This window comes from Microbacterium sp. bgisy203, assembly GCF_965345155.1.
Classification (GTDB): Bacteria; Actinomycetota; Actinomycetes; order Actinomycetales; family Microbacteriaceae; genus Microbacterium.
Genome location: NZ_CBDRLZ010000004.1, coordinates 238491 through 263365 on the forward strand (window position 1 = coordinate 238491; position 24875 = coordinate 263365).

Annotated in this window: 17 protein-coding genes and 3 tRNA genes; 12 read left to right on the forward strand and 8 right to left on the reverse strand. The window is 66.7% G+C overall.

The window, feature by feature from the left end; translation table 11 throughout:
* Positions 1 to 55: 55 nt before the first annotated feature.
* Positions 56 to 391, reverse strand: a complete 336-nt coding sequence (locus ACRVYW_RS08865) for a nuclear transport factor 2 family protein (RefSeq protein ID WP_431803744.1) — start codon at positions 389 to 391, stop codon at positions 56 to 58.
* 93 nt (positions 392 to 484) lie between these two features.
* On the opposite strand from ACRVYW_RS08865, the gene ACRVYW_RS08870 reads away from it, so the two are divergent.
* The gene (locus ACRVYW_RS08870) at positions 485 to 1651 is read left to right on the forward strand and encodes a pyridoxal phosphate-dependent aminotransferase (RefSeq protein ID WP_431803746.1); all 1167 of its coding nucleotides are present in this window, start codon (positions 485 to 487) and stop codon (positions 1649 to 1651) included.
* Between the two features lie 80 nt (positions 1652 to 1731).
* Complete coding sequence (locus tag ACRVYW_RS08875; RefSeq protein WP_431803748.1) at positions 1732 to 2409, forward strand: hypothetical protein; 678 nt, start codon at positions 1732 to 1734, stop codon at positions 2407 to 2409.
* A 192-nt stretch (positions 2410 to 2601) separates the two neighbouring features.
* Here ACRVYW_RS08875 and ACRVYW_RS08880 read toward each other — a convergent pair whose 3' ends face one another.
* Positions 2602 to 3153 carry a putative immunity protein gene (locus ACRVYW_RS08880; RefSeq protein ID WP_431803750.1) on the reverse strand — a complete coding sequence of 184 codons (552 nt, stop codon included), beginning with the start codon at positions 3151 to 3153 and terminating at the stop codon, positions 2602 to 2604.
* 406 nt (positions 3154 to 3559) lie between these two features.
* Between ACRVYW_RS08880 and ACRVYW_RS08885 the strand changes: the two genes are divergently transcribed.
* Positions 3560 to 5245, forward strand: coding sequence for an ATP-binding protein (locus ACRVYW_RS08885; RefSeq protein ID WP_431803751.1), 1686 nt, complete (start codon positions 3560 to 3562; stop codon positions 5243 to 5245).
* Positions 5246 to 5364: 119 nt separating this feature from the next.
* Here ACRVYW_RS08885 and ACRVYW_RS08890 read toward each other — a convergent pair whose 3' ends face one another.
* Both ACRVYW_RS08890 and mobF read right to left on the reverse strand, forming a co-directional pair.
* Positions 5365 to 5697, reverse strand: coding sequence for a DUF3024 domain-containing protein (locus ACRVYW_RS08890; RefSeq protein WP_431803753.1), 333 nt, complete (start codon positions 5695 to 5697; stop codon positions 5365 to 5367).
* A 24-nt stretch (positions 5698 to 5721) separates the two neighbouring features.
* Positions 5722 to 9156, reverse strand: a complete 3435-nt coding sequence (mobF, locus tag ACRVYW_RS08895; RefSeq protein WP_431803755.1) for a MobF family relaxase — start codon at positions 9154 to 9156, stop codon at positions 5722 to 5724.
* 500 nt (positions 9157 to 9656) lie between these two features.
* Between mobF and ACRVYW_RS08900 the strand changes: the two genes are divergently transcribed.
* From ACRVYW_RS08900 to drmB, 6 genes are all read left to right on the forward strand, one after another.
* Entirely contained in the window at positions 9657 to 10679 is a 1023-nt protein-coding gene (locus ACRVYW_RS08900) for a DNA cytosine methyltransferase (RefSeq protein ID WP_431803757.1), read from the forward strand.
* 548 nt (positions 10680 to 11227) lie between these two features.
* Positions 11228 to 11692, forward strand: a complete 465-nt coding sequence (locus ACRVYW_RS08905) for a hypothetical protein (RefSeq protein ID WP_431803759.1) — start codon at positions 11228 to 11230, stop codon at positions 11690 to 11692.
* Complete coding sequence (locus ACRVYW_RS08910; RefSeq protein WP_431803761.1) at positions 11689 to 13221, forward strand: hypothetical protein; 1533 nt, start codon at positions 11689 to 11691, stop codon at positions 13219 to 13221. The genes ACRVYW_RS08905 and ACRVYW_RS08910 overlap by 4 nt, the downstream gene beginning before the upstream one ends.
* On the forward strand, positions 13209 to 14918 hold the full coding sequence (locus tag ACRVYW_RS08915) for an NERD domain-containing protein (RefSeq protein WP_431803763.1): 1710 nt from the start codon (positions 13209 to 13211) through the stop codon (positions 14916 to 14918). Before ACRVYW_RS08910 ends, ACRVYW_RS08915 begins: the two co-directional genes overlap by 13 nt.
* Positions 14915 to 18418, forward strand: a complete 3504-nt coding sequence (locus ACRVYW_RS08920) for a helicase-related protein (protein WP_431803765.1) — start codon at positions 14915 to 14917, stop codon at positions 18416 to 18418. Before ACRVYW_RS08915 ends, ACRVYW_RS08920 begins: the two co-directional genes overlap by 4 nt.
* Positions 18415 to 20340 (forward strand): DrmB family protein, encoded by a 1926-nt coding sequence (drmB, locus tag ACRVYW_RS08925; RefSeq protein ID WP_431803767.1) that lies wholly within the window; start codon positions 18415 to 18417, stop codon positions 20338 to 20340. The genes ACRVYW_RS08920 and drmB overlap by 4 nt, the downstream gene beginning before the upstream one ends.
* A 151-nt stretch (positions 20341 to 20491) precedes the next feature.
* Here the strand turns inward: drmB and ACRVYW_RS08930 are convergent, their stop codons facing one another.
* Positions 20492 to 21202 carry a hypothetical protein gene (locus tag ACRVYW_RS08930; protein WP_431803769.1) on the reverse strand — a complete coding sequence of 237 codons (711 nt, stop codon included), beginning with the start codon at positions 21200 to 21202 and terminating at the stop codon, positions 20492 to 20494.
* Between the two features lie 141 nt (positions 21203 to 21343).
* Between ACRVYW_RS08930 and ACRVYW_RS08935 the strand changes: the two genes are divergently transcribed.
* Both ACRVYW_RS08935 and ACRVYW_RS08940 read left to right on the forward strand, forming a co-directional pair.
* Positions 21344 to 21541, forward strand: coding sequence for a helix-turn-helix transcriptional regulator (locus ACRVYW_RS08935; RefSeq protein ID WP_431803771.1), 198 nt, complete (start codon positions 21344 to 21346; stop codon positions 21539 to 21541).
* 155 nt (positions 21542 to 21696) lie between these two features.
* On the forward strand, positions 21697 to 22803 hold the full coding sequence (locus tag ACRVYW_RS08940; RefSeq protein WP_431803773.1) for a tyrosine-type recombinase/integrase: 1107 nt from the start codon (positions 21697 to 21699) through the stop codon (positions 22801 to 22803).
* Position 22804: 1 nt separating this feature from the next.
* On the opposite strand, the gene ACRVYW_RS08945 is transcribed toward ACRVYW_RS08940, so the two are convergent.
* The 3 genes from ACRVYW_RS08945 to ACRVYW_RS08955 form a co-directional block, all read right to left on the reverse strand.
* Positions 22805 to 22880, reverse strand: a tRNA-Phe gene (locus ACRVYW_RS08945).
* Positions 22881 to 22948: 68 nt separating this feature from the next.
* Positions 22949 to 23022: transfer RNA gene (locus ACRVYW_RS08950), tRNA-Asp, on the reverse strand.
* Between the two features lie 27 nt (positions 23023 to 23049).
* A tRNA-Glu gene (locus tag ACRVYW_RS08955) sits at positions 23050 to 23122 on the reverse strand.
* 278 nt (positions 23123 to 23400) lie between these two features.
* Here ACRVYW_RS08955 and ACRVYW_RS08960 point away from each other — a divergent pair.
* Positions 23401 to 24855, forward strand: coding sequence for a peptidoglycan DD-metalloendopeptidase family protein (locus ACRVYW_RS08960; protein ID WP_431803775.1), 1455 nt, complete (start codon positions 23401 to 23403; stop codon positions 24853 to 24855).
* Positions 24856 to 24875: the final 20 nt, after the last annotated feature.

A 24875-nucleotide genomic window follows, 5' to 3' on the forward strand; every position in this document is an offset into this window, starting at 1 on the left:
CGCCGCCGAGCCTTACGCCGAAGCCCTACCCCGCGAGGCCTTACCCGCGCGGGCCTTACCGCCTGAGGAGGGTGTGGCGCGTCGAGGCGATCAGACCGTCCGCGATCCGATACGTGCTGAGGCCGCGCATGTGGTCGCCGTTCGGGAGGGTGCCCGTCCAGACCACCGCGACCACGTCCTCATCGGTGACGATCGCGTCGAGCGTGTAGGTGACGATGCCGCCGACCTTGGCGACGGCCTGTACGTAGTCGTCGCGGGCGCCCTCCGCCCCGCGACCGGGAGGAGTGTGCCCGCAGTCGAGGTAGTCGGGCGAGACGTAGCGGTCGAAGTCCTCGGGGCGGCCCTCGCTGTAGCAGGCGTAGAACCCGCGGACGATCGTTTCGGCATCCATGTGCGTCTCCTCTCCGCGTCCATCCTGCACCGCGCGCCGGTGGGGCGTCAGGGGGTGAGGTCGAGCGTCCGTCGACGCGCCTACCATGGACGCATGCCCGAGGTCTCGTCCCGTTCCCTCGCCATGCCCGAGTCGGGCATCCGCCGCATCTTCGAACTCGCCCTCGAGCGGCCGGGGACGACGATGCTCGCGGTCGGCGAGCCGTTCGCGACGCCCCCGATCGAGGCGACGCGCGCCGCGATCGACGCGTGGGAGCGCGGCGACGTGCGCTACACGGCCAACGGCGGCATCGCGCCCCTGCGCGGTGCGATCGCCGAGAAGCTCGCGCGCGAGAACGGGATGACGGTCGGCCTCGACCAGATCGTCGTCACGGCGGGCGGTACGCAGGCGCTGTCGCACGCGATGCTCCTCACCCTCGCGGAGGGCGACGAGATCCTCGTGCCTGACCCCGGCTACACCGTCTTCTCGATGGCGCCGCGCATGATCGGCGCGGTGCCGGTGCGGTACCGCCTGGAACCCGAGAGAGGCTTCGCCCCGGATGCCGCGGTCATCCGCTCCCTCATCACGCCCCGCACGCGGGCCATCGTCGTGAACTCGCCCTCGAACCCGCTCGGTGTGGCGTTCGATCGCGCGACGCTGCAGGCGATCGTCGATCTCGCCGTCGAGAACGACCTCTGGATCATCAGCGACGAGGTGTATGAGCGGTTCACCTACGGGGTTCCGCACGTGAGCATCGCCACGCTGCCGGGCGCGGCGGAGCGCACGCTCACGGTGCACTCGGTGTCGAAGACCTACGCGCTGACGGGCGGGCGCCTCGGCTGGCTCGTCACTCCGCCCGGCCTCGCGGGCATCATGGCGAAGATCCAGGAGGCGACGACAAGCTGTGTCAATACGCCGGTGCAGTGGGCCGGATACGGCGCGCTCACGGGATCGCAGGAGTCGGTCAAGCGCGCCGCCGACCTGTACCGCGATCGCCTCGCGGTGAGCACCCGGATCCTGGATGAGCGCGGCATCCCCTACCTGCCGCCGACCGGAGCGTTCTACCTGTGGGTGGACGTCTCCCACGCGAGCGGCGGGGATGTCGCCGCGTGGTGCGAGCGATTCCTCGTCACCGAGGGCGTCGCGGTGGCCCCCGGGTCGGCCTTCGGCCCCGCGGGCGAGGGATGGATCCGCATCTGCGCGGCGAGCGACGAGGCCGACCTCGTGCGCGGGCTCGAGGCGCTGCCGGTTCCGGTGGAGGTCGCGGCGCGCGCGTCGTGATCGGGCGGGTGCCGGGCTGGGCGCCGCGATCGCGACCGTCGTCTCTGGCGGCGCACGCCGCAACCGGGGAGGATGGCCCCATGCGAATCGCGGGAGTGCTGCCCCCGGATGCCCCTGACCCGCGCGACCGGCGGCGCGAGATGCTGGCGCTCATGCCCATCCCGATCGTCGAGCTCGCGCCCCAGCCGGCCGTGGATGGTGCCGACTTCGGCGTGGGCACGACCGGTGGCGCCGACGGCCTCTCCGAGATGTCGGTGTCGGTCTCGTCGACGCTGTGGCGGAATCCCGCGGACAGATCGGACCCGGTCAACTTCGCCGAGCTCGACGACGCGACCCGCAGCGCGATCGAGGATGTGCCGCCATGGCCGCGCCCGGCGTGGCTTGTGGAGCAGGTCGAGCGCATGCGGTACCCGATGCTGTGGGAAGCGGTGCAGACCACCTGGACCCGTCCGGGTTCCCGACGTGCGACCCTCGAAGATCATCTCGTCACCCACACGAACCACATCATCATGAACCAGTTCCGCGAGCAGGCGGGCCTCGGGCTGGGGGAGTGGGACTCGCCGGCGCTCACCTCGCGGCGGGGGGTGCGCCGTGGTGTCCCGGTCGTGCTGGACGGCCGCCCGATTCCGGGTGTGGAGATCGACACCGACCCGTTCGTCTACGCCGTCGGCGCCGCGCTGCCCGACGGTGGGACCCTCACCGCCGTCATCGCGCGGGAGCACCTGCCGTACCTGGAGCTGGAGTTCGTGCGCCGATAACGCGTGCGGATCCGCTGGCCCGAGCACCGCTCGTCGTTGCGGAGGGCAGCCGGCGATCTCGGCATCCACACGAACACCGTCCGACGCCGCGTCGCCCCCGCGAACCCGAACACGCGATCTTTCCTGATGGTGTGTACAGACGCTCAACGCTCGTACGCGCCTTGTCGCGGTCGGGCACGGTCACATGGGCCGTCAATCAGACGGTCCCGAGCGACGCAACGATTGCTGGATCGTCCTGATCACCGAGCCGAGGATGCCGGTTGCCAGAAGGCCGCCCGCACCGAGGGGGCCCGCTGAGTCCTCGCCGACCGGGGGCAGCTGGCGGAGCGCTGCGCGCGCTGGCTCGGACATGATCGAGAGCTGCCATCGGACCTCGTCCGCGATCGCGTCGCTCTCGTGTGCGGCGCTGAGGCCGCGAGCTTTCGCGGCGTAGGCGGCTGCGCCCAGCGCGTGCGCACCCATGTGTGCCACGCCCGCTGCCTGCGCTGCCGAATGTGCGGCCGCGATCGCGGGTGGGGACGAGACCGCGGATGCCGCACGTCCCGCGACGAACCGGCGTCGGATCTCGCGTGCCGCGTCCAGTTCGCCCCGAGAGTACGCACGGGCTCGAGCGATGGCGTCTCGCGGACGGTCGTCGTCGGGAGTTTCGCGCTCGAACAGGTCGATGACGTGCTCGGCGCAATCCGCGGCCCAGGCGGCGACGAGTCGTCGGTCCCTGTCACTCAGTGATTGCGGGGAGGGCACGCCTCATCCTCCCAGTCGCGGCGGCGCCGGGGTCGACATTTCAACGACCGGCCCAGGCGGCCCGAGCCTTTGACAAGCCTTGCGTGCCGGCGTCCGTTCGAGTCGTTCGACTCGCTGCGCTCGCTCAACGACCGTGGTCGAAGCCATCCGCAGAAGCGAGAAAACCAGCCCTCGCCGGGGCAAGGCAAAACCCCCGCCATGTAGAAGCTAGGCGAGGGTTTCTGGGACCGTTGTAACGACGGTCCGTGTGGCTCCGACGGGCGTCGATCCCGTGACCTCACGATTTTCAGTGAGTTCGGGGGCGTTTTCGCACTGTATCTATGGTGGCGGCTCGCTTCTGACCAGGTATTTTCCTGGATGGTCGCAGTTGCTCTCAGTTGGTTCGGCGGGCGGATATGGCCCGGATATGGCCCGCCCCAGAGGGGCTATCGCACGGATCGACCCTCTGTCCGCCTTGGTGGAGCGGGCTACTCTAACGCGCTCTGACATCGGCGTTGTAGTAGATGTGAGAGTAACTGCATCACGGCGCAAGGCGGCGGGCCGGCCGCCGTTTCCTAGTCCGATCACTACGCTGGATGCTCGACACGGAGGCGACAGGAGGCGCGACATGATCCATTCGCGCGACCAGCTCCTTCACCTCATCCCGCAGCTCACCGCGTTGCCAGCAGAGGCCGAGTGGGTCGAGTTCAAGGTCAACAACACGGATCCGACGATGATCGCTGAGCGCATCTCCGCGCTGTCGAACTCGGCGAAGATCAACGGCCAGGACTTCGGCTACCTGATCTGGGGCGTTGAGGACGGTACGCACAAGATCATCGGCACCACGTTCGAGCCAGAGACGGCGAAGAAGGGGAATGAGGCGCTTGAGGCGTGGCTCGCGCACTCGATCCACCCGCAGATCCACTTCGAGTTCGAGACCGTCCAAGTTGGTGGGCTGCGGCTCGTTGTACTCACGATCGTTCCCGCGTCTTTCGAGCCGGTACGGTTCGGGCCAAAGGCCTTCGTTCGGGTGAGCGAGAACACCCAGGAACTCGATCGGTATCCAGACCATGCCCGGCGGTTGTGGCGCGCATTTGATGAGCGCGGCTGGGAGGGCGGCACCGCGAAGGAGCGGCTGACAGATGAGCAGGTGCTCGACTTGCTCGACTACCCGAAGTACTTCGAGCTGCTCGGTCTGCCGCTCCCGGAGAACCGAGTCGGGATTCTCGGTGCGTTGGAGAGTGACAGCCTGATCGGCCGTATGGCGGGCACCGGGTGGAAAGTCGCGAACCTTGGCGCGATCCTGCTCGCGAAGCGACTGACGGACTTCCCGTCGCTCTCGCGGAAAGCCCTCCGCGTCATCCGCTACGACGGGGTCGACCGGCTGAAGACGACGAAGGAGCAGATCGGCGGTCGCGGCTATGCCTCGGGATTCGAGGGGCTCATCGACTACGTCAGTGCGTTCTTCCCCGCGAACGAGGCGATCGGCGTGGCGCTTCGGACGACGACGCCGCTGTATCCACCGTTGGCGATCCGCGAGCTCATCGCGAACGCGCTCATCCATCAGGACTTCGCCATCACAGGCTCAGGGCCGATCGTGGAAGTCTTCGATGATCGCGTCGAGATCTCCAACCCCGGGTCACCGATCGTTGACCCGGCAAGGCTCATCGACACTCCGCCGAAGTCTCGGAACGAAGGGCTCGCGGCGCTCATGAGGCGCATGGGCATCTGCGAGGAGCGCGGAAGCGGCTGGGACAAGGTCGCCTTCGAAGTCGAGTTCCACCAGTTGCCGGCTCCAGAAGTGCTGACCACCTCGGACACCACCCGCGTGACGCTGTTGTCGCCGAGGCCACTCGGGAGCATGACACCCGACGAGCGCGCGCACGCTGTGTACCTCCACGCCTGCCTCAACCAGGTCTCCCGTATAGACACGACGAACAGCTCGATCCGCCAGCGGTTCGGCATCGAGGAGAAGAACAAGTCGGTCGCATCCCGGCTGATTAAGGAAGCGCTCGACCGCGGTCTCGTCGTTGCCTACGACAAGAACGCCGGTCCGCGTAACCGCCGCTACATCCCGTTCTGGGCCGTCGGCCTCTCGGAGCCAGCCCGCTGATTGTTGATGGCTCGTTGATCGCGGACCCGCAACGAACCGGCCGAGCGGCTCGAAGCCCCGTGTTCTCAAGGGTTTCTGGCGCCTGCCTTTGTTGATGGCTTGTTGACGGAGGGCCTCGACTACCCGAAGAAGATCGGATCGTCGTGGCTGCCGATGTGGTCGAGGAGCGCCTGCACATTCTTCGTCGGGCGCTTGCGTCGGTACTCATGGAACTTGAGGTTCCGATCCCGCCAATAGATCGACCACAGTCCGGTCGAGGCGGTGTAGCGCAGTCGTGCGATCGGGAAGCGGGTGTGCTCGCCGATGCCATCCCACGGCGGGCGGACCTCAACGATGTCGACGTGTCGTGCGGACACGTCCGCCTCGACCTTCGCCTGATCCCACAGGTGTTCCGGCCAGACCCCGCGGCACCACAACTGGATGCGGTCGAAGTCGGCGTCCGGCAAGGGCATGCCTCATTCCTACCAGCCGTGCCGTTACAGCCCGAGCCCACGGGTCGGCGGCTTCGGCCCGTGGTCGGGCGGGCGCCGCGTGAAGTCGTGGAGTTGCGTGGCGCGTGCCTTCCGCGCGACCAGGGCGCGCTCGGCAGCCTCGCGTCGAGCCTGCTCCTGAGCGGCGCGGTCGCGGATGAGTTGCGCTGCCTCGCCCACGGGTAGGGCCTCGATGGTGGCGAGGTCGCGGCGGACCGTCTCTACCTGCGCCCGCCATTGGACGGCGAGCTTCCGTGGGCTGCTCGGGGTTCGATCCCCGAACGCCTGGGCGATGAGGGTGCGGTTCTCCTGCGTGTGCCGGGCTGCGAGTTCCTGCTGCTTCTGCTTGGCATCCGCGACGTGCTCACGCTGCTCGACCACGCGAGGGTGCGCGTCGGCCTCACGACCTGCGACGGCCGCGGCCCACCCCTCAACGCTTGCGGCCGTGGCAGGGATGCTGCCCCAACGCTGGCGAGCGGCCGTCTCTACGGTCTCACGCTCGCCTGTCGCGGCACTCAGGGCACGGGCCGCACTGCGCTTGCGGAACCTTCGCGCCGCACTCCGCGCCCGCGATGCCTCCCACATCCGAGACTGTGCAGTGATGACCGCCGTGCCGTCCGTGGTTGCTTGGGCGACGAGCGGACCGACCTCCTCCTCTCGCACTCGCTGGGCCTCCGCTTCTGCCGCAGCGACGATCATCTGCTGCTCATCCGCCTCGCTCTCGTGCCGATTCGACAGCTTGGCGAACGCGGCGGCGTCCCGTTCCCACTTCGCCGCCGCGCGCTCGGCTTGTTCGATCAGCTTCGCGAGACGGGCACGCTCGGTGTTTACGACCGCCACGGGACCGTCGGCGACGATCCCGGCGACCGCAGCCTGTGCCCGCTGCGTCGCCTCAACCAGTCCGCGGTCGGCGCGATCGCGCTCGAGTGCGGCGGCGAACTGCTCGCGGGCGTCTCCGGGGTCGGCGGCGACGATGTGCAGGCGGTTCGCCTCCCGTCCGCGGGTGAGGCCGACGTAGACGCCGGCGGCGTCGAGGGCGTCGGTGAGGATCGTGTGGGACTCCGGCGCCGTGAGGCCTTGGACACCGTAAGCGGTCGCGGCGTAGGCCAGGTGTGCGTGTTCCACGACGTACGCCGCAGGCAGCCGCACGGTGTGCTGCCCCTTCCGCTCGGATGCAGCGTCCCGTACCCACAGGTCGCCATCGTTCCCGACCTGCTGGACGATCCAGGTCTGCCGGTTCGTCACGCCCACCTCGGCGTCGTTGCGGCGGGTCTGGATTAGGTCGCCCCGGCCCATGCTCAACCCGTCCGAGCCCTCGACGGTGCGGGCGTCGTCGACCAGCCCGGCGCGTACCCGGTTCTCGCGGATCAGGGCATTCAGCTCGCGGGCCTCGTCGTTCGTCGCCGCGGTGATCGCGGCCCCGTTGATCCGTTCGGCGGCGACCGCAGCGCGCAGCGTTTCGGTGTCCTCGTGCAGCAGGACCAGGCCGAGCGCGTGCAGCCGATCGAACAGCGCCACCGGGTCGCGGCCAGCGCGGAGGTCGAGGGTGAGCTGCGCGTAGTCGGGATCGGTGAAGCGGTGCAGGCTCGTCAGGTCATACACCCGCGGCACGAGCGCGGCGGCGATGTCGAACACGCCCCCGCGTCCGACTGCGGGGAGCTGTGCCCGGTCCCCGACCAGGGCGAGCGTCGCGCCGGCTTCGTCCGCGACGGTCAGGAGGGCGAGGGCGGTGTCCTGGTCGAGCATCCCGGCCTCGTCCACCACGACCCGCTCACCAGCAGCAAGGCGGTTCTCCTTGGCGGGGCCGTGGTAGGTCGCGCCCGTTTCTGGGTCCGTGTCACCGGGCATGAGCCGGGTCCAGACGCCATCGGCGTTCCACCGGAACCCGTGCGCGTGGACGAGTGCGGCCACGGAGTCGGTCGGCACACCGAGTTCGATCGCGGCGACCTCGGCGGCCTTCTTCGTCGGCGTCACCACCCGCACCGCGCGGCCGTCCTGTTCGGCGGTGCGAATCGCCGCGCCGAGCATGGTGGTCTTGCCTGCACCGGCCGCGCCCTCGACCACGACCAGCGGCCGGGATGAGGCGACCGCGGCAGCGGCGCGCGTCTGGTCCGCATCCAAGCCAGGCTCGCGCACGGTCGGGGTTGCGCCGAGTGTGCGTGCGGTGGCGCGTGCGGCGAGCCGGTCGCGCAGCTCCGTCTCGACCGCGACGACGTGCAGCGTGGTCAGGTGCGCCACATGCTCCGGCGTCGGTGCGCCCGGCGGGAGGATCGAGAGGCAGTCGTCTACCGCCAGCCGCGTCGTGATCCCGATGAACTCGCGCAGCTCGGCCGGGGTGGCACGCACCCCGGCCTCGGTGACGATGCGCGCCACCTGCTCCTGCACGTCATGCACCGTCCACGCCGACGCGGCGGCGGCGCAACGGTCGAGCGCACGAGACGCGACCTGCTGCACAGCCAGCTCGTCCAGCATGCGCGCCGACTGCACGGCGGCGCGCGGCAGGTTCGGTGTGTAGCCGGCCTCCTGCAACTCGCGCAGCCACCCGGCCTCGGAGCCGAGCTGCGAAGGCTTCTTGTTCGGGCGCTCGTGATCCCATGCCTTCGCCTGCAACCGGGACCGCACCACCGGCCCCGGCTCCTGGCCGGGATGCGCCGCCTCCCACTCCGCCATGAACTTGTCGAGGTTGCGTGCCACCTGCACGCCACGTTTCGACATGAGCGCTTTCCATGGCTCCAGCTCCGCAACCTCGCCGGTCACCGGATCGAGGGTGAGCCCGTGCGCGTCGAGCACGTCGGCGAGCTGCGGGTGCGCGGCGATGACCGTGGTGCCGAGCGCGCGTATCGCGCCCTGCTGCCGGAACAGCGCCGCCGTTTCGAGTCCGCGCCACTTCCCGCCGGCCCAGACGCGGGTGCTGGTCTGGAAGTGGATATGTCGGTGCGGATCACCGGCCCGGCTCGTCTTGTGTGAGACGGCGACCGTCTCCAACTGCTCGACCGGCACCACCTCCTGCTTGCCTCGCGGCCCGACCCGCGTGACGGAGTGCTGCCCGAGCCAGGAGCGAATCTCGGCCACGGCGTCGCGCTGCGCCGCGTCCAGAGCCTCCGACACCTCGGGGTGCAGGGCAGCGGCGACCGAGAGGGACTTGGGGACATTCACGACCATCTCCGCGAACCGAGGAGACCCCCGCCGCCCATCGCCGGGCATCCGGGGTTTGCCCATCGACTCGCCGGTGAGCGGGTTGATCCAATCGACCCACTGGCGGTACTCGTCCGCGCTCAGCGCGACCTCACCGACGACCCGGCCTTCGGCATCGACGGCCGTGAACTCGGCCAGAGCGGTGCCCGCCTCCAGGTAATACTCATCGGCCCTGGAGCGGTCGGCCTCCAGATAGCGCAACGCATCCGTCCCGGTGCCCCGGAACAGGATCACGCCGCCCTTCATGCTCGCCTCCTGATTACTCAGATACTTGCAACTATCGAAGGTAGCATACGTCCATTCATCCAGGGAGGGGAAGGAGAGAGTTGGGTAGCGGGGGTTGGGTGGGGGGTGAGGGGGAGATTACGGGAGGAGGGGAGGGAGCAGAAGGGTGGTGGAGGAGCTGGGACGCGGAGTGGATGGAACGGGATGGAACGCCGATCCCGGCTCGCCGCCCCTGGCCTGCAGTCCGTTCCGGCCGCCCGGTCCCTGACCTCCGCCGGACTGGTCCGGGCGGGTTCACACCGTCTCGCTGTTCCGTGATCCACTGCCTCGCTTGCGCTGGACGACGCGGTCAGGCCCGCTCTCGCAGCGGGCGGCGCCCGCCTAGCCGGCATTCGCGTTCAGGTTGTGCGACACGCTGACGCCGCTCGGATCTGGTTCCCTGTTGGCGGTACGCTGGTGCGTAAAGGCCCAGTCGGGCGCCTGCGTAGCCGAAGGAGCGCCCGATGGTCTTGCCTCGTATCGTGAGCCTCTTCTCGGGTGCCGGCGGACTTGATCTTGGTTTCCATCAAGAGGGCTACGAGATCGCCTTCGCGGTCGATCGGATGGTGGCTGCGATCCAGACGCACAAGCGCAACTTCCCGACGACGACGTCAGTCGCGGCGGACATCACGGCCCGGAGTGAGCCGTCCGGGAGGCTCGTCATCCTGGATGAGATCGCGAAAGTCTTGAAGGATGGCGAGGCAATCGGCATCATCGGCGGTCCGCCCTGCCAAGGATTCTCCCGCGCGAACCCGAACTCTCGCGCCGACGACCCTCGCAACCAGATGCCGACCTATTACCTCGAAATCGTCGAGGCGTTGCAAGCGCGCTACGACGTGCAGTTCGTCCTCTTCGAGAACGTCATGGGCATCCGCGATGCGAAGCATTCGGTGACCTTCCGCGGTATCCTCGCGCGGTTCAAGGAGTTGAAACTCACGGCAGGCGTCGCCGACCACTCGGCTCTCGACTACGGCGTGCCCCAGACGCGGAACCGAGTGATCATCTCGGGGTTCAAGAGCGAGGCCGCGGCCAGAGCCTTCAAGCCAAAGACCATCCCTCGCGAGGAAGTCGACTTGACCGTGCGTGGCACGATCGGTTTCCTCCCTCAGCCAGCGTTCTTCTCGCGGAGTCTCTCAGTCGACGAGATCCGACCTCATCCGAACCACTGGACGATGACTCCCCGGTCCAAGCGATTCAAGGGCGAGACCGACGGCCCCGCGCCCACCAGGAGCTTCCGACGACTCTCGTGGGACAAGCCAAGCCCGACGGTGGCCTACGGGCACCGTGAGATTCACGTGCACCCAGACGGAACTCGCAGACTGAGCATTTACGAGGCGATGCTCCTTCAGGGCTTCCCTGAGACTTTCGTCCTCGAAGGCACTCTTTCGCAGCAGGTAGAGCAGGTCTCGAACGCGGTCCCGCCGCCAGTGGCGAGTTCTCTTGCTGCGGCCACCCGCGTTGCGCTGACTGCGGTGCCGAGCATCGGCCAGGAGACGGCTGCGTAGTCGGCATGGTTGTCACCGCCGAATGTCGGTCGTCATCGCTACAGTCGAATGGCGACGAGCGGGGGAAGGCGATGAGCGAGGCGGGGAATCGGCCTGGGCCGAACGTGCTCCTTAGCCTTGCTGAAAGTCCTGAGTCCACGCCGGTGCGGTCAGCGTGGATCGGCCCGATCCTCGCGCTTGGGACACGACTTGCGCGTAAGGCGGACACCTTCGCCGGCCGTCAGCTGATCGTCGCGGTTTCGGTCCCAAGCCGCGAGTACGCCGCGGTGCTAATCGGGGTCGGGTGGACTCTTGGAAGGCCGCCCGCTCAGGTAGAGACTGATCCGTTGTCAGTGCTTCGAGGAGGTCTGCCGCGAGGCAACTACCGTGCGTTGAACGCGACACACGTGATCTCGGGGCCTTTTCAGGGACTCGATGAAAGCCGCACGCCGGCGCGGGTTGCTTTGGCGGGCCACTGGGCCGTTGATCGACTTGAGGCCGTTGCACCCGTGGCAGAGAGTGACCCGGCAGAGAAAATGCCTCGCCCGCAAGTCGGGAGCATCGGTCGCATGAGCGGGGTCGATCGAGACTGGGTGCGGCGGCTCGTTGCACCCGCAGCCGACCTTGCAATTGTGGGAACGAAGAGCTGGATCGGTGACGACCTCGAAGCCGTCCTAGCTCGCGGCGATGATGGCGATGGGGACTCCTTGGCATCGTTGCTTCTCCCAAGGACTGGGAAGTCGGCGACTTGGTTCTCACGCATCTACTCGTCTTCGGGCTTTGCCGACCAGCTTCCGCTGCCCGACGACGTATTACTCACGATTCTGGACGGCCAGGGCGCAATCAAGTATCTCAATGATGTTCTCAGCCCCGTCGTCGTGTGTGTCTTCGATCGATCGATTGCAGACGAGAGCGCAGCGGAACAGGTCGTACAACTCAGAAACTCGCGCGGGGAGCCGCTCGCGCTGTCGTCTCAGCTGGGCTGGACTCCGCCTGCGGGAATCGAGGCACTCGGATTCACGGTGGCGCTATGACGCCCCGGATCATCGGACTTGATCAGCGATACGCGGCCTCGGCTTCGCTGGTGCGGCATGGCGTTGAGATCATCACCGTTCGGGACGAGCGCGGCGCGAGGTTCGATTCGGCCACCCGCAGCCTGTTCCGGCTGATCCAGCGGGATGGGCCTGGGGTCTGGGATCACCTCGCCGGTGCCGCGAAAGCACTGCGCTGGCACCTAATCACCGATCCCATGCCGATCGAACGCAATGCCCAGCTCACGGCCGCCGCGGGCGGGGTGGGTCGTCAGGCCCGGCAGCTGATCGGCGCCGTCGACGAAGACGCGCTGCTGCGAGAGATTGCTGACGCCGCGGCTGCTCTCTGCACCCGTGACCCACTCATGGGCGTCGTACTGCGCGAGTCGCTCACTGAGGTAGGCCCGGAATCGGCAGTTGTCGTGGCTGCGAGCAGTCGATCGCGAGAAGCCCTGGGCGAATGGCTTGGCTCATTTGGCACACGAGTTCTCACGCTAGGCGAGCTTGAGCGCGTCGATGTTTCCGAAGACATCGCCTACTTCGTGGGTCCGCCACGATTCTTCAAGTCGGCGGCGGTCACAGCCCCCCGCACACTGGAGGTCACGTTCATCCTCCCGGCGTGGTTCGGCGATCGAACTGTCCCGAGGTCGGCGATCGCACAGTATGCCGAGGGCGGCATCCAGGTCGCGGCGCGCATCGTCGAGGCTGGCGATCCACTACCCGCGTTGCCGGAGCCTGCGACGTCGGAGACCGAGCCGATCCCAGAGGAGGACCTCCTTCCGCAGCCGGTCTGGGGGAGTCGGGTGAGTGAGGACCGCGCGCCGAACGCGGACGAGGTGGAGGCGCGCAAAGTCCTTCTTTCGGGGAATCGCGCGATCTGGCTTGATGACGATGGTGAGCGCATCCGTGCGCTTGATCCGACACAGCCGCCCGGCGAGCGCGTTGGCTATTCCGATGTGTCCGCGGTCGCTCCGGGCACGTACCTGCTTCTGCGTGAAGGTGAGGCTGAGCGCGAGTCCCTCCACGCGCGAGCATTCGGGCGAATCGGCCCTCGCGCGTCAGTAATCCAGGAGTCGCAGGCGTCCTGGAAGTCCGCATTGATTGAGCGGCTCAGGGGGAGAAGCGCCCGCGACTCCGAAAGCGCCTTGCGTGCACTCGGGGTTCGCGCGGCCGGCCAGGTCCGCGCTTGGACATCGCCGCACGTTATCCGTCCGCAGAGCGATGGTGACTTCGAGCGGCTCCTCGGATGGCTGGGGCTACCGGTGCAGCCGCACTTCGGGAACGCCTCGTTGCTGAGACACGAGGTGCACCGAGCCACTCGGGAGCTGCGTGACCGGCTGGAAGCGGCAGCAGATGTCGCGGATCTTCACGAGCTCGAGCGCGTTGGTCACATGACGCTAGATATTGTCGAGCCGGGCTTTCGGGGCATGTTCGTTACCCGCGTCCTCGCGATCGCGCCATTTACGGAGCTGATCGCCCGCCACGACGCTCGCGTGCCCTTTGCTGACGAGGGTGCTCAATGGCTCGAATGATTCCGGCCTATTGCGCCGAGTCCGCGCCTCCAGGGGAGAAGGCCGTCTTCGCGGCGCTGCGAGATGTAGCTGGGGCTGAGCACTGGACGGTGCTGCACTCACTTGGGATCGCGCAGCATGAGCGACAAGTCGAAGGTGAGGCGGACTTCGTCATCGTCGCGCCCGATGCCGGGCTGGTGGTGATCGAGGTGAAGTCGCACCTGTCGGTCGCGCGTAGCTCCGATGGCGCCTGGCGCCTCGGTCAGGACCCTCCGACAGTGCGAGGACCCTTTCAGCAGGCACAGGAGGCGATGCATAGTATCCGGGACTATCTCCTGAGTAAACGAGTCGAGCTGCGGGATGTCCCGATCTTGCACGCCGTGTGGTTCACAGGAGTGCGTGCGCGAGCGACGCTGCCCGACTCACCGGAGTGGCACTCGTGGCAGGTGCTCGATTCGAGCGATCTGCCGAGCGCAGTTCAAGCGGTTGAACGAGTCATGAGAGAGGGAGCGCAGCACCTCGCCTCCACGATCAAGTACTTCGGCTTTGGCGGATTCGGCCCGGACCAGGCCAACACTGAACGGATCGTTGCCACGCTTCGCCCGCGGTTCGAGGTCGTGATGACTGCTGGGGACCGCCGACAAGCGCGAGAGGGTCAGCTCGCACAGTTCGTCGAAGAGCAGTACCGCGCACTGGACTCAGCCGCCGACAACAGAGGCGTCTTGTTTACCGGCCCTGCCGGAACGGGCAAGACCTTCCTTGCCGCCGAGTCGGCTCAGCGGGAGGTCGCTCAGGGGCGAACGGGGCGGCTTCTATGCTTCAACCGCCTGCTTGGGCACAGCCTCGGCGAGAAGCTCTCGGATATCGTCGGGCTACGCGTGGGCACCTTGCACAAGGAGATGCTCCGGCTCGCCGACATGAGCGGCCCGCCGGCAAACGCTGATAGCGACTTCTGGAATCGAGTGCTGCCCGAGCTGGCGCTTGAGGGCCTTGCTGAGCAGAGCGCGGAGGAGGTCGGGGACTTCCTCATCGTCGATGAGATTCAGGACATCGCGACCGACACGTACCTGGACTTCCTCGATCTGCTCGTCAAGGGCGGGCTGCGCAACGGTCGGGTGCTCATGTTCGGTGACTTTGAACGTCAGGCGATCTATGGCAGCGAGCGCGCACGCGAGGTGCTTCGCTCCCGAGCGCCGCATCTGGCGTCGTTCCGACTGTCTGAGAACTGCCGCAACCTTCCTCGCATCGGGTATCAGGTGAATCTTCTAGGACATCTCGCTCCCGGGTTCAGGGAGTTTCGACGATCGGACGACGGCATCGATCCGACGATCATCAAGTACGTCCGCGGCGAGGACCAGGCCGCCATACTGCGGAAGATCGTAGGCGATCTTCGCGACGAAGGCTTCGATCTGACAGAGATCGTCGTGCTCAGCCCGCTTGCCGATAGTTCTGTCGCTGCGAGCACATCCGACCCCTGGCTTCGTCAAGTGCTGAGTCCCGCAGACGGGTCGAAGCCGATCAAGGGACGGCTCCGCCACGCCACCATCCACTCGTTCAAGGGACTGGACGCGCCGACTGTCGTCGTCACTGACCTTGACGACTCGGGTGGGTCGAACTTTGATGCGCTCGTCTACGTCGGGCTGACACGTGCGACGGATCGCCTCACCGCCCTGGTAGAAACGAAGACGCTGCGGCGACTGATTGGAGGTGAGGCATGAGCGGAATCGAAGCCCGTGAGACCGTTGAGGCGGCCCTACGGCGCGAGCTCTTCGGCCCCCTCGACGGTGATCCCGTGCGGGGGCAGCCGCTGACCATTAACGCCGGAGTCGTGCATTTCGAGAAGAAGGAGGCATCCCGGGGCCAGTTCCATGATGCGGACAGTGGCCAGGAGATTCTCACGAGCGGCACCCCGCTCAAGCGCTACGGCGTCGGAGTCTTGTTCGCGGGCGCTACCGTCGGCGGCTCGCCGGTGGAAAGCGCCGTCGAGGAGGGTTCCGACGCCCTCGACGGAGTCACCGGTATAGCGCTCTCTGAGGACGACTTGATTGGGCCGCCTGTCGAGATTCAGGGCCACGTCCGTCACGATATCGCTGACTCGGATGACTTCGATCTTACGGATGCCAACACGTTCAAGCCGTCCGCGATGGCCGTCTCGTTTGAGACTCGCATGGCTGACGCGGGAGCCCTCACCGTTGAGGTAGTCGGAGCGAGATACGAGAAGCTGACGGTCCACATCGCAGGTGTCGCTAGACCAGTCGATTGGTGGGTCAGGCGCCCCTTCGAGGCGGTCGGCACGATCTCGGGTCGTACGGTTCTGCGGGAGACGAATCGGCTCAAAGTCGTTGACGTCATGCTCCTGAGCGGCGAAGGTGTTGTCCCTCTTGCGGTGCGAGTGTTCAGTCGTCCGATCCCTGGGGCGGACGACCCGGCTCTCAGGATCGTAACCGTCGCAGTCGTCAATGATTCCCCTGGTTCCGGCCCGTCTGCGGCGGTCTTTCAGGTTGGCTTCAAGGTGTCGACTGTCGGCGACGCTGACATCGTCCCCTATCCAGAGGTTGAGCTGCCCGATCGGGACGAGGAGGAGCGATCGCTTGACCTCCTCTACCGGAACCAACGCACCTATGCGATCGGGCATGGCTGTGCAGCCGAGTGGGGGGCAGTCAACGCCGATGGAGTTGTGCCGTTCGTGCGGGCCGCGGCTCTGCCTGCGTATGAGGTCGTCAGCCTCTCACCGAACGTGTACCTGTCTGACGATGACGGGAACCCTGCCTTCGATGTCGATGGCAAGCGGCAGCCGGTGGCTGTCAGTATGGCTGCCCTGGCAAGTGGTAACGAGGACGGCGCCGCCCAAGTGGAGCTTGTCCTCAGTCAGTATGAGAAGTGGATCGATCGGCGAGAGGCCGAGATCCGCGAGTTGCTTCCGCGCTATCAGGACGCCGCGAGTGAGCACATGCGTCGAGCACGAGCTGCGCTGACGCGGATGCGAACAGGCTGGAACCTCGTGACAGTGAATGATCGAGCTGCGCGAGCGTTTCGCTGGGCAAACGAGGCGATGCTGCTCCAGCAGGTCCGATCCGGATTCGAGCTGCGCGAGGCCAAGCAGAGCGGTGATGGTCGCTGGAGAGTCGAGGGAGCGCACCCCGCGCTCACAGTGCCGACTGGCCGGGGATACTGGCGTCCATTCCAGATTGCGTTCCTACTTGCGGTGCTGCCCGAACTCGTTGAGCCAGAACGCCAGACTCGCAGCGACGTCGATCTGATCTTCTTCCCCACTGGTGGTGGCAAGACAGAGGCGTACCTTGGCGCGGCCGCCGTCAGTTTGCTTTCCCGGCGGCTCCGCAACCCCGGAGACACAGGAACAGACACCCTCATGCGATACACCCTGCGTCTCCTCACGGCGCAGCAGTTCCTCCGTGCTGCATCGCTGGTCTGCGTGCTCGAAGACATTCGGGAGCAGAACTCTGACACTCTCGGTGCTGCTCCCTTTGGGATCGGGATTTGGCTGGGTGGCAGCTCAACGCCGAATACCTGGAAGCAGGCACTTGACAATTTGCGGTCTCTGCGTCGAAGGCCTCACGAACAGAACCTTTTCCTTCTGCTGAGGTGCCCCTGGTGCGGTGCACAGATGGGCCCGCAGCCTAAGAAGGGCGGCGGACAGGAACCGATCGGGTACGAGGAAGCGGCGGGCAAGGTCGTGCTTCGCTGCATTGACGGTGAGTGCAAGTATTCACGCCGTGCTGGTCTGCCTGTCCATGTGGTCGACGACGATATCTACGAAGTTCGACCGTCGATCGTTATCGGGACCGTCGACAAGTTCGCGATGATGGCGTGGCGACCGCGAGCACGGAATATCTTTGGTCTGGGTGCAAGCGGTGCTCGGGAGGTGTCTCCACCCAGCCTGATCATTCAGGACGAGCTGCACCTCATCTCCGGCCCTCTTGGTTCGATGGTCGGTCTCTACGAGCCGGTGATCGACGAACTCTGCACTGATCGTCGCGGCGCAAGCCCTGTGTTGCCTAAGATCATCGCTTCCACCGCGACGGTCAGGCGCTATGAGGACCAGATCAAGGGACTGTTCGGCAGGGAGACCGTCGCGCTGTTCCCGCCGCACGGTCTCGAGGAAGGCCGCTCCTTCTTTGCTGAACCAGCGACGTCCGCCGACGGCACCCCGGAGCCAGGGCGACGCTATATCGGCGTCATGAGCGCATCGCTGGGCTCCACTCAGACCGTCCAGGTCCGTGTCGCAGCCGCAACCCTTCAGGCCGCGGTCGACATCCCGGAGGAGGACCGGGACGGCTACTGGACGAACCTCAACTTCCTCAACTCGCTTCGAGAGCTCGGAAACACGGTCTCGCTCGTCCAGTCCGACATTCCGGACTACCTCACTGGACTCCGGCGACGCGACGGCATCGACCCTCGCTGGCCGCATCGCACGATGGAGCTCACGTCGCGGCGTCGTTCAGACGAGATTCCAAAAGCGATCGAGCAACTTCAGGTGAAGTACGCCGTCGGCAAGGAGCGCCAGGAAGCGTTCGACATCTGCCTGGCGTCGAACATCATCGAGGTAGGTGTGGACATCGATCGACTCGCCCTGATGACGATCGTCGGCCAGCCGAAAACTACAGCCCAGTACATCCAGGTGAGCGGTCGAGTCGGCCGGAACCCGGAGGTCAGCCCTGGGCTGGTCATCACCATCTACGGGGCCGCAAAACCACGCGATCGCAGTCACTACGAGCGCTTCCGCACCTACCATCAGCAGCTTTACGCGCAAGTGGAGCCGACTTCCGTCACCCCATTCGCCATGCCTGTCCTTCGCAGAGCACTCCACGCGGCCGCCGTCGCCTATGTTCGGCAGACCTCGCCCGAGACGCTTGGGCCTGACCCGTTCCCTTTGTCTGCTTACGATGAGGCCGTTCGGCTGCTGCGGGAGCGAGCGGAGATCGCCGAGCCGGACGAGGTCCCCGTCTTGGATCGCTTTGCGCGTGATCGCGCCCGGCAGTGGGGAGGGTGGGAGCGCACCGAGTGGGATGCAAACCCTGCTCCATTCGGTGATCCACTGCAAGGACTTATGCGGTTCGCAGGAACGCTGCCTGATCTTGACCGCCGCGCGACGATCTGGGACGTGCCGACAAGTATGCGGAACGTCGATGCCGAATGCCGTCTTGAGATCAGTCAGGCGTACCTGTTCGCGGACACGGCAGCGGAGGAACCTGCATGAGCACTGGAGCGATGCGCCGAGCGCAACTGGTGACACCGTTCGGTGTCGGTGCCATGAGTGTGCTCGTAAACGGGACCTCCGTCATCACCGCGGGCCTTGATCACTGGTATGAAGTCGTCGATCAGAGCGCTCTCGCGATGGAGGAATACCAGGAACACGACTGGCGGCTTGAGTCCCGGCTCAAGGTGTCTGAGTTCCGGCTACCCCCGGACTACAGGCCGTCGGCTCAGGGTAGCGACCTCCGGAATGTTCGACTCACTGTTCCTGTGCTTCGCTTCCCGCGATGGTCGTTCTGTATCTACTGCAAGCGTCTGGAACTCAGCAAGCTCACGATGAAGACGCTCGTGGAGTGCCATGACAAGGAACATGCCGATAAGAAGTACAAGCCGAAGATGTCGCAGGTTCCGTTCGTGGCAATCTGCACCCGTGGGCACCTGAATGACTTCCCATTCGACAAGTGGGTACACCGTTCCGCTAACCCGTCGTGTACGGGCACGCTCCGCCTCGTGTCGCGCGGAGGCGGTGGGCTCGAAGGACAGGTCGTGACGTGTGACGCCTGCAAGCAGGAGCGCTCACTTCGTGGGGTCACCGAGGCGCGGTTCGACAAGAATGGCGAAGAGCACACGAACTTGAGCGATCAGCTTGTGTCGCCGGACCAGCCCTATCTGTGCGGTGGAGCTCGGCCATGGCTCGCACAGCTTGATGGCGTCTGTGATCAGCCGATTCGTGGCGCCTTGCGCGCGGCGGGAAATGTCTACTTCCCGAAGGTGGAGTCCTCAATTTATCTTCCTCGGCGCGAAGGCGCCGTGAGCGAGGAGGTCCATCAATTGCTTCGACATCCTGCTGTGAGCACGACTTTCAACAACGTGTTCCAGTTGGGGCTGGATGAGGTGTCCGGTGGGCAACTGCGGAAACTGCTGGAGCGGAACGTCCCACCCGAGCTCTTTGCTCCCATCTCTGACGAAGAGCTACTGGCGGCGTATCAGGATCAGTTCGGTATCGGCGAGAACAGCGGGGAGGAGTCGGCCGAGACTCCGGTTGACGCGGAGAGTCTTACGAGCGACGACATCTGGCGTCACCCCGAATATGTGAAGATCCGCGAGACGCCTAAGGACGATTTCCTCGCAGCTTCCGACCCGGGGCTTCACGCTGATCTGACAAGCCACCTTTCCCGCGTGAGGTCGGTAGACGTCCTTCGCGAGACGCGCGCGCTGCGAGGGTTCACGCGAGTGCGTGACGGAGAGCTGAAACTCACCGAGGGGAAGGCGATGCTCAGGCGAACCAGCCTGACGCCTGCGCAGGACTGGCTCCCGGCCTACGTGGTGAAGGGCGAAGGAATCTACTTCGAGCTCGACGGCGCGAGGCTGGCGGCCTGGGAGGGGCGTGCGGAGGTCCAAGCCCGCGCCCAGCTGCTCACCGATCACTACGGATCGGTCGCGAGTCAGCGCGGGCTGCTCGGGCGGACGATCAGCCCACGGTTCGTGCTGTTGCACACGGTGTCTCATCTACTCATCAACGAGCTCATCTTTGCCTGCGGTTACAGCTCCGCGTCGCTCCGAGAGCGCCTCTACGTTTCCGAGTCGACCGAACGGAACATGGCCGGGGCACTGATCTACACTGCGGCAGGTGACTCCGAAGGAACGATGGGCGGCCTCGTTCGCATGGCCCGCCCGGACAACCTGCGCCAAGTCTTTGCGTCTGCCCTGGCTGACGCCCACTGGTGCTCGACGGACCCTGTGTGCATGGACGCGGGCAAGAACGGCCAGGGGCCGGACTCGTGCAATCTCGCCGCGTGTCACGCCTGCGGCTTGCTCCCCGAGACGAGCTGCGAGGAGTTCAATCGGTTCCTCGACAGAGGGCTTGTGGTCGGCACTCTCGATGACCCGAACCTCGGCTACTTCTCCGACACGTTCACCGGCTGATACCGCCTCCGAAGCGTGCAACCGTGGCACCAGAACGGCAACAAACATGGACGGCGTGACCCTCCGCGAGGCCCGGAAACACGGGCCAGAGCACAGGTTCACGGCCCTGTGGGCGGGAGGAGCTGATCGAGTTTGACTCCCTCCCCGTTGACTACCCTGCCCGCCCTCGCCGCCCTGGCGGCAACAGCCCACGATCCCGTGCCTTGGTCACCCACCCCTGCGCGGTCGAGAGCGCGACGCCGTTGATCTGCGCCATCGTCGCACTCGGGTTGCGGTCGCCCTCCCGCGTCAGGCGGCCGTGCTGGAGGGCGACCAGCTCGTAGAAGTCGGGTGTCTTCTTCGGGTCGCCGAGCGGCTTGAGCAGGTCGCGCTCGCTGACCTTGCTGCCGGAGGGGAGGACGATCTTGCCGCCGGTGATCGTCTCAGCGCGCTTCATGGCGAATAGGCGCTTGTTGATCGCGGCCTCGATGCGGGCGGTCGGCAGCTCGCGCAGGAGTTGGCTCGTGATGGGGTCGCCGGGTCGCCACGGCAGATAGATGACCCCGGTGATCCGCACCTCCTCGAGGACCGCGAACATCTGCCGCTGGAGCCGGATCATGACGCGGGTATGGGTCTCAGTGTGCTCGATGTAGCGCCAGCGGCCGTCGACGGTCTCGTTCTCGTCCGACGCCGCCTGCGACTGGCGCTGCTCGTCGGTGACGAGCGAGTCGTCGTAGCCGAGGAGGGCGTCGATCTCGTTACTCGCGTCGTCCTCGCGCTCGCCGGGGAACCGGTCGGGCAGGTACCAGCCTTCGGGCAGGTCGTCCGCGGTGATGAGCCCGTCGTAGGGCTGGTAGCCGCGTCGCGGAGGAGTGATGGGCACCCGCCGAGTGTATCGGCTTTCCCGCTCTAACTCAGATACTTGCCGAAATCCGCCCGAGGTACCACAGTCAGATAACTGCAATTATCTGCGACCGTCATACGGGCGCAGAGGACGCGGCTATCCGGGTGGAAGGAGCGCGGCATGATCGAGACGACGTCTCGGGTCGAGTACCTGAACCGCGTCGAGGCGGCCGAGCGGTGCCGTATCCCCGTCTCGTCCTTCGACAAGCTGCGGCGGGACGGCCTCGTGCCCGAGCCCGACGCCCGGATGGGCAAGCACCTGCTCTGGCGTGCCGACACCATCGATGAGCTGCTGGCGCGCGGCGGGACGGACACCTGATGGCCGGGCGGCCTGGGAAGGGCTCTCCCGCGCGGATCGACCCGCGCACGGGCCGGCCGCTACCCGAGGGCATCCGCTGGCGTGCTGACCGACAGCGGTATCAGATTCGCGTCGTCGGCCCGAGCGTGGACGGGGGAGCGGCCGAGCGGTCGCGTATGTTCCTCACGCTTGCGGAGGCCAAGCGCGAGCTGGCGAAGGTCATCGCCGGCCGGAACCCCAACGGCTCGATGACGCTGGAGCAGTGGCATGAGCGGTACTGGCCCGCGATCGAGGCGTCCGTGCGCCCGGCGACCGCGCGCTGCTACGACGTGGGCTGGCGGCTACGGGTGAAGCCGAGCCTGGGGCGGCAGCGGCTGGAGGACATCACGTCGCCCATGATCGAGTCCGCGATGGTCACCTGGCCCGGCGGTGCGTCGGCCAAGAACGACGCCCTCGCGGTGTTGTCCCGCCTACTGGATGCTGCGCGGCGCTCGCGCTTCATCGACGACAACCCGGCCCGCGAGGTCAAGCGGCCCAGCATGCGCGAATCCGTCTCGCCCATCTCCCGCGCCCTGACGCTGGAGCAGGTCGCCACCCTGCTCACGCTCGTCCCCGAGGGCGTGTACCGGCGCTACCTCGCCACCCTCGTCTACACGGGGATGCGCGCGGGCGAGGCGACCGCGCTGCGGGTGCGCGACGTGGACTTCGCGCACAACATCATCCGGGTCAGCCGGTCGCTGAGCCCCGGCAGGAACGGCGAGCTGGTGGAGCAGAGCCCCAAGAGCCACAAGTCCCGCGAGGTGCCGCTCATCGCCGCGCTGCGTCCCCATGTCGAAGACGCCGCCCGCGGCAAGAAGCCGGACGACCTGCTGCTGTCCGGTCCCGATGGCGGTCGGCTCACCAACCACAACGCGCGCCGTGCCGTCGACTGGGACGTGTTGCGGGTGGCGATCGGCCGACCTGACCTGCGGATGCACGACCTCCGGCACACCTTCGCCACGATCCTGTTTGACGCCGGGGCCAGCGCGCCAGACGTGCAGGCGACCCTCGGGCATTCCAGCCTCCAGGTCACCGAGCGGTACTCCCGTGCCCGCGAGGGCGTCGCGCTGCGCGCCGGAGCCGTGCTCGACCAGGCTCTCGGCGGCGGCACTGGGAAGGGCACCGGAGCAGGGCGCAAGGGCAAGTCTGGCCGCGGCAATGGCCCAAGAATGGCCCGAACCCAGCAGAACTGGGAGAGAAGCGAAGCGTCAGGCCGGAAAAATCCTGATCCGCCTGGACTTTAGATGGTGGCTCCGACGGGCGTCGATCCCGTGACCTCACGATTTTCAGTCGTGCGCTCTACCAACTGAGCTACAGAGCCGCATGGCGTCCGAAGAGGCCATGTCTAGACGAAAGGCCCTCACCGAAGAAAGGGCCCGTCGCTCAGAGCGACCCTGACGGGACTTGAACCCGCGACCTCCGCCGTGACAGGGCGGCACGCTAACCAACTGCGCTACAGGGCCATGCTTTTTCAGTTGTGTGGTGGAAAGTGACCCCAACGGGATTCGAACCCGTGCTACCGCCGTGAAAGGGCGGCGTCCTAGGCCGCTAAACGATGGGGCCGAGCGAACCCCTGAATCCAAGAACTCGGGCTCACGCTTACCGAGGGTCAAGCATACGAGATCCCCCGGCAAATCGGAAATCGAGGGCGCGCCTGCGCTGCCGCACGCGCGACCCCCGCGACAATGTCCACGACTGCGGATGCCTCGATCCCCCTGGGATCTGGCTGAGAGTGTTGTTACTGTGACTGGTGGTGTCGGTGTGAATCCGGCCCGCACCGCCCGACCCGACGCGGTGCCACCCAGCACAGACCCCGAAGCACGAGAGACCGAGGCGCGGTGATGAGCGAGTCCGAATCGACGGATGACTGCGGCTGCGCGCCGACGCCGCGTGAGCTCCGCGAGCTGCGTGAACCCTCGCTGCGCAGCCCGCTGACGCGGCGCACGGCTTTGGGTCTCGGTGGTCTCGGCATCCTGGGCCTGAGCGCGCTCGGTATGGGATTCGGCTCGGCCGCGTTCGCCGACAACTACCCCTCGTGGGACGACGTGCAGCGCGCGAAGAACAACGAGGCCGCGAAGGCCGACGAGATCTCCCGCATCGAAGGCCTCATCGCGAACCTCGAAGCCGACGTCGCGAACAAGCAGGCCGAGGCCGCGCGCCTCGCCGACGAGTACGCCGCCGCGCAAGAGGCGTACGAGACGGCGGCGGCGAAGGCGGTGTCGCTGCAGGAGCAGGCGGATGCCGAAGAGCAGCGCGCCACCGAGACCGCCCAGAAGCTCGGGCGCCTCGCGGCGCAGCAGTACCGCTCCGGCGGCGACGACGCCGCGCTCGAACTCTTCTTCTCGGGCTCGGCCGCGACCGCTGACGAGCTCCTCAGCCGGCTCGGCACGATGGATCGCCTCGTCGAGGCAAACCAGTCGACCTACGCCGACGCGGTGAGCGCGCGCAACAACGCGCAGAGCCTCAGCGACCAGGCGAGCGTCGCCCGCGACGAGCGCGACCGCCTGCAGAAGGAAGCCGAGCAGAAGATGATGGCGGCCCAGCAGGCCGCCGTCGCCGCGCAGGCCGCCCTCGACGAGCAGAACGCCAACCGCGACACGCTCGAAGCCCAGCTCGCCGCGCTCAAAGACACGACCAGCAAGACGATCGCCGACTACCAGGCCGGCGTCGAAGCGCGCCGCAAGGCCGAGGAGGAGCGGCAGCGCCAGCTCGAACTCGAACGCCAGCGTCAGGCCGAAGAGGCGCGCAAGCGCGACGAAGAGCGCCGCGCGCAGGAGGCCGCGAACAACAACAACGGTGGTGGCGGCGGCGGCGGCGGAGGCGGCGGTGGCTCGTCCAGCGGCGGCTCATCGAGCGGTGGCACCGGAGGGACGCCCGGCACGGGCGGTTGGGTGCGCCCGGCATCCGGCGGCATCACGTCCTGGTACGGCAACCGCGGCACCATCTGCGGCAACGGCTACTGCACGACCGGTCACCAGGGAATCGACTTCGGGGCCGGCTGCTGGTCGCCGATCTACGCCGCCTCCGCAGGTCAGGTGATCATCGCACAGGGCCTCAGCTCGTGGGGCAACTGCGTCCGCATCCGCCACTCCGACGGCACCGTCACCGCCTACGCGCACATCGTCAACGGCGGGTTCAATGTCAGCGTCGGCCAGTGGGTCTCTGCCGGGCAGGTCATCGCCTACGTCGGCAACACCGGCGCGTCGACCGGCTGCCACCTGCACTTCGAGGTCTGGAACGGCTCTCTCCGCATCGACCCGGCGCCGTTCCTGCGCGCCCGCGGCATCTCGCTCTGAAGACTCCGACCCGGATACGC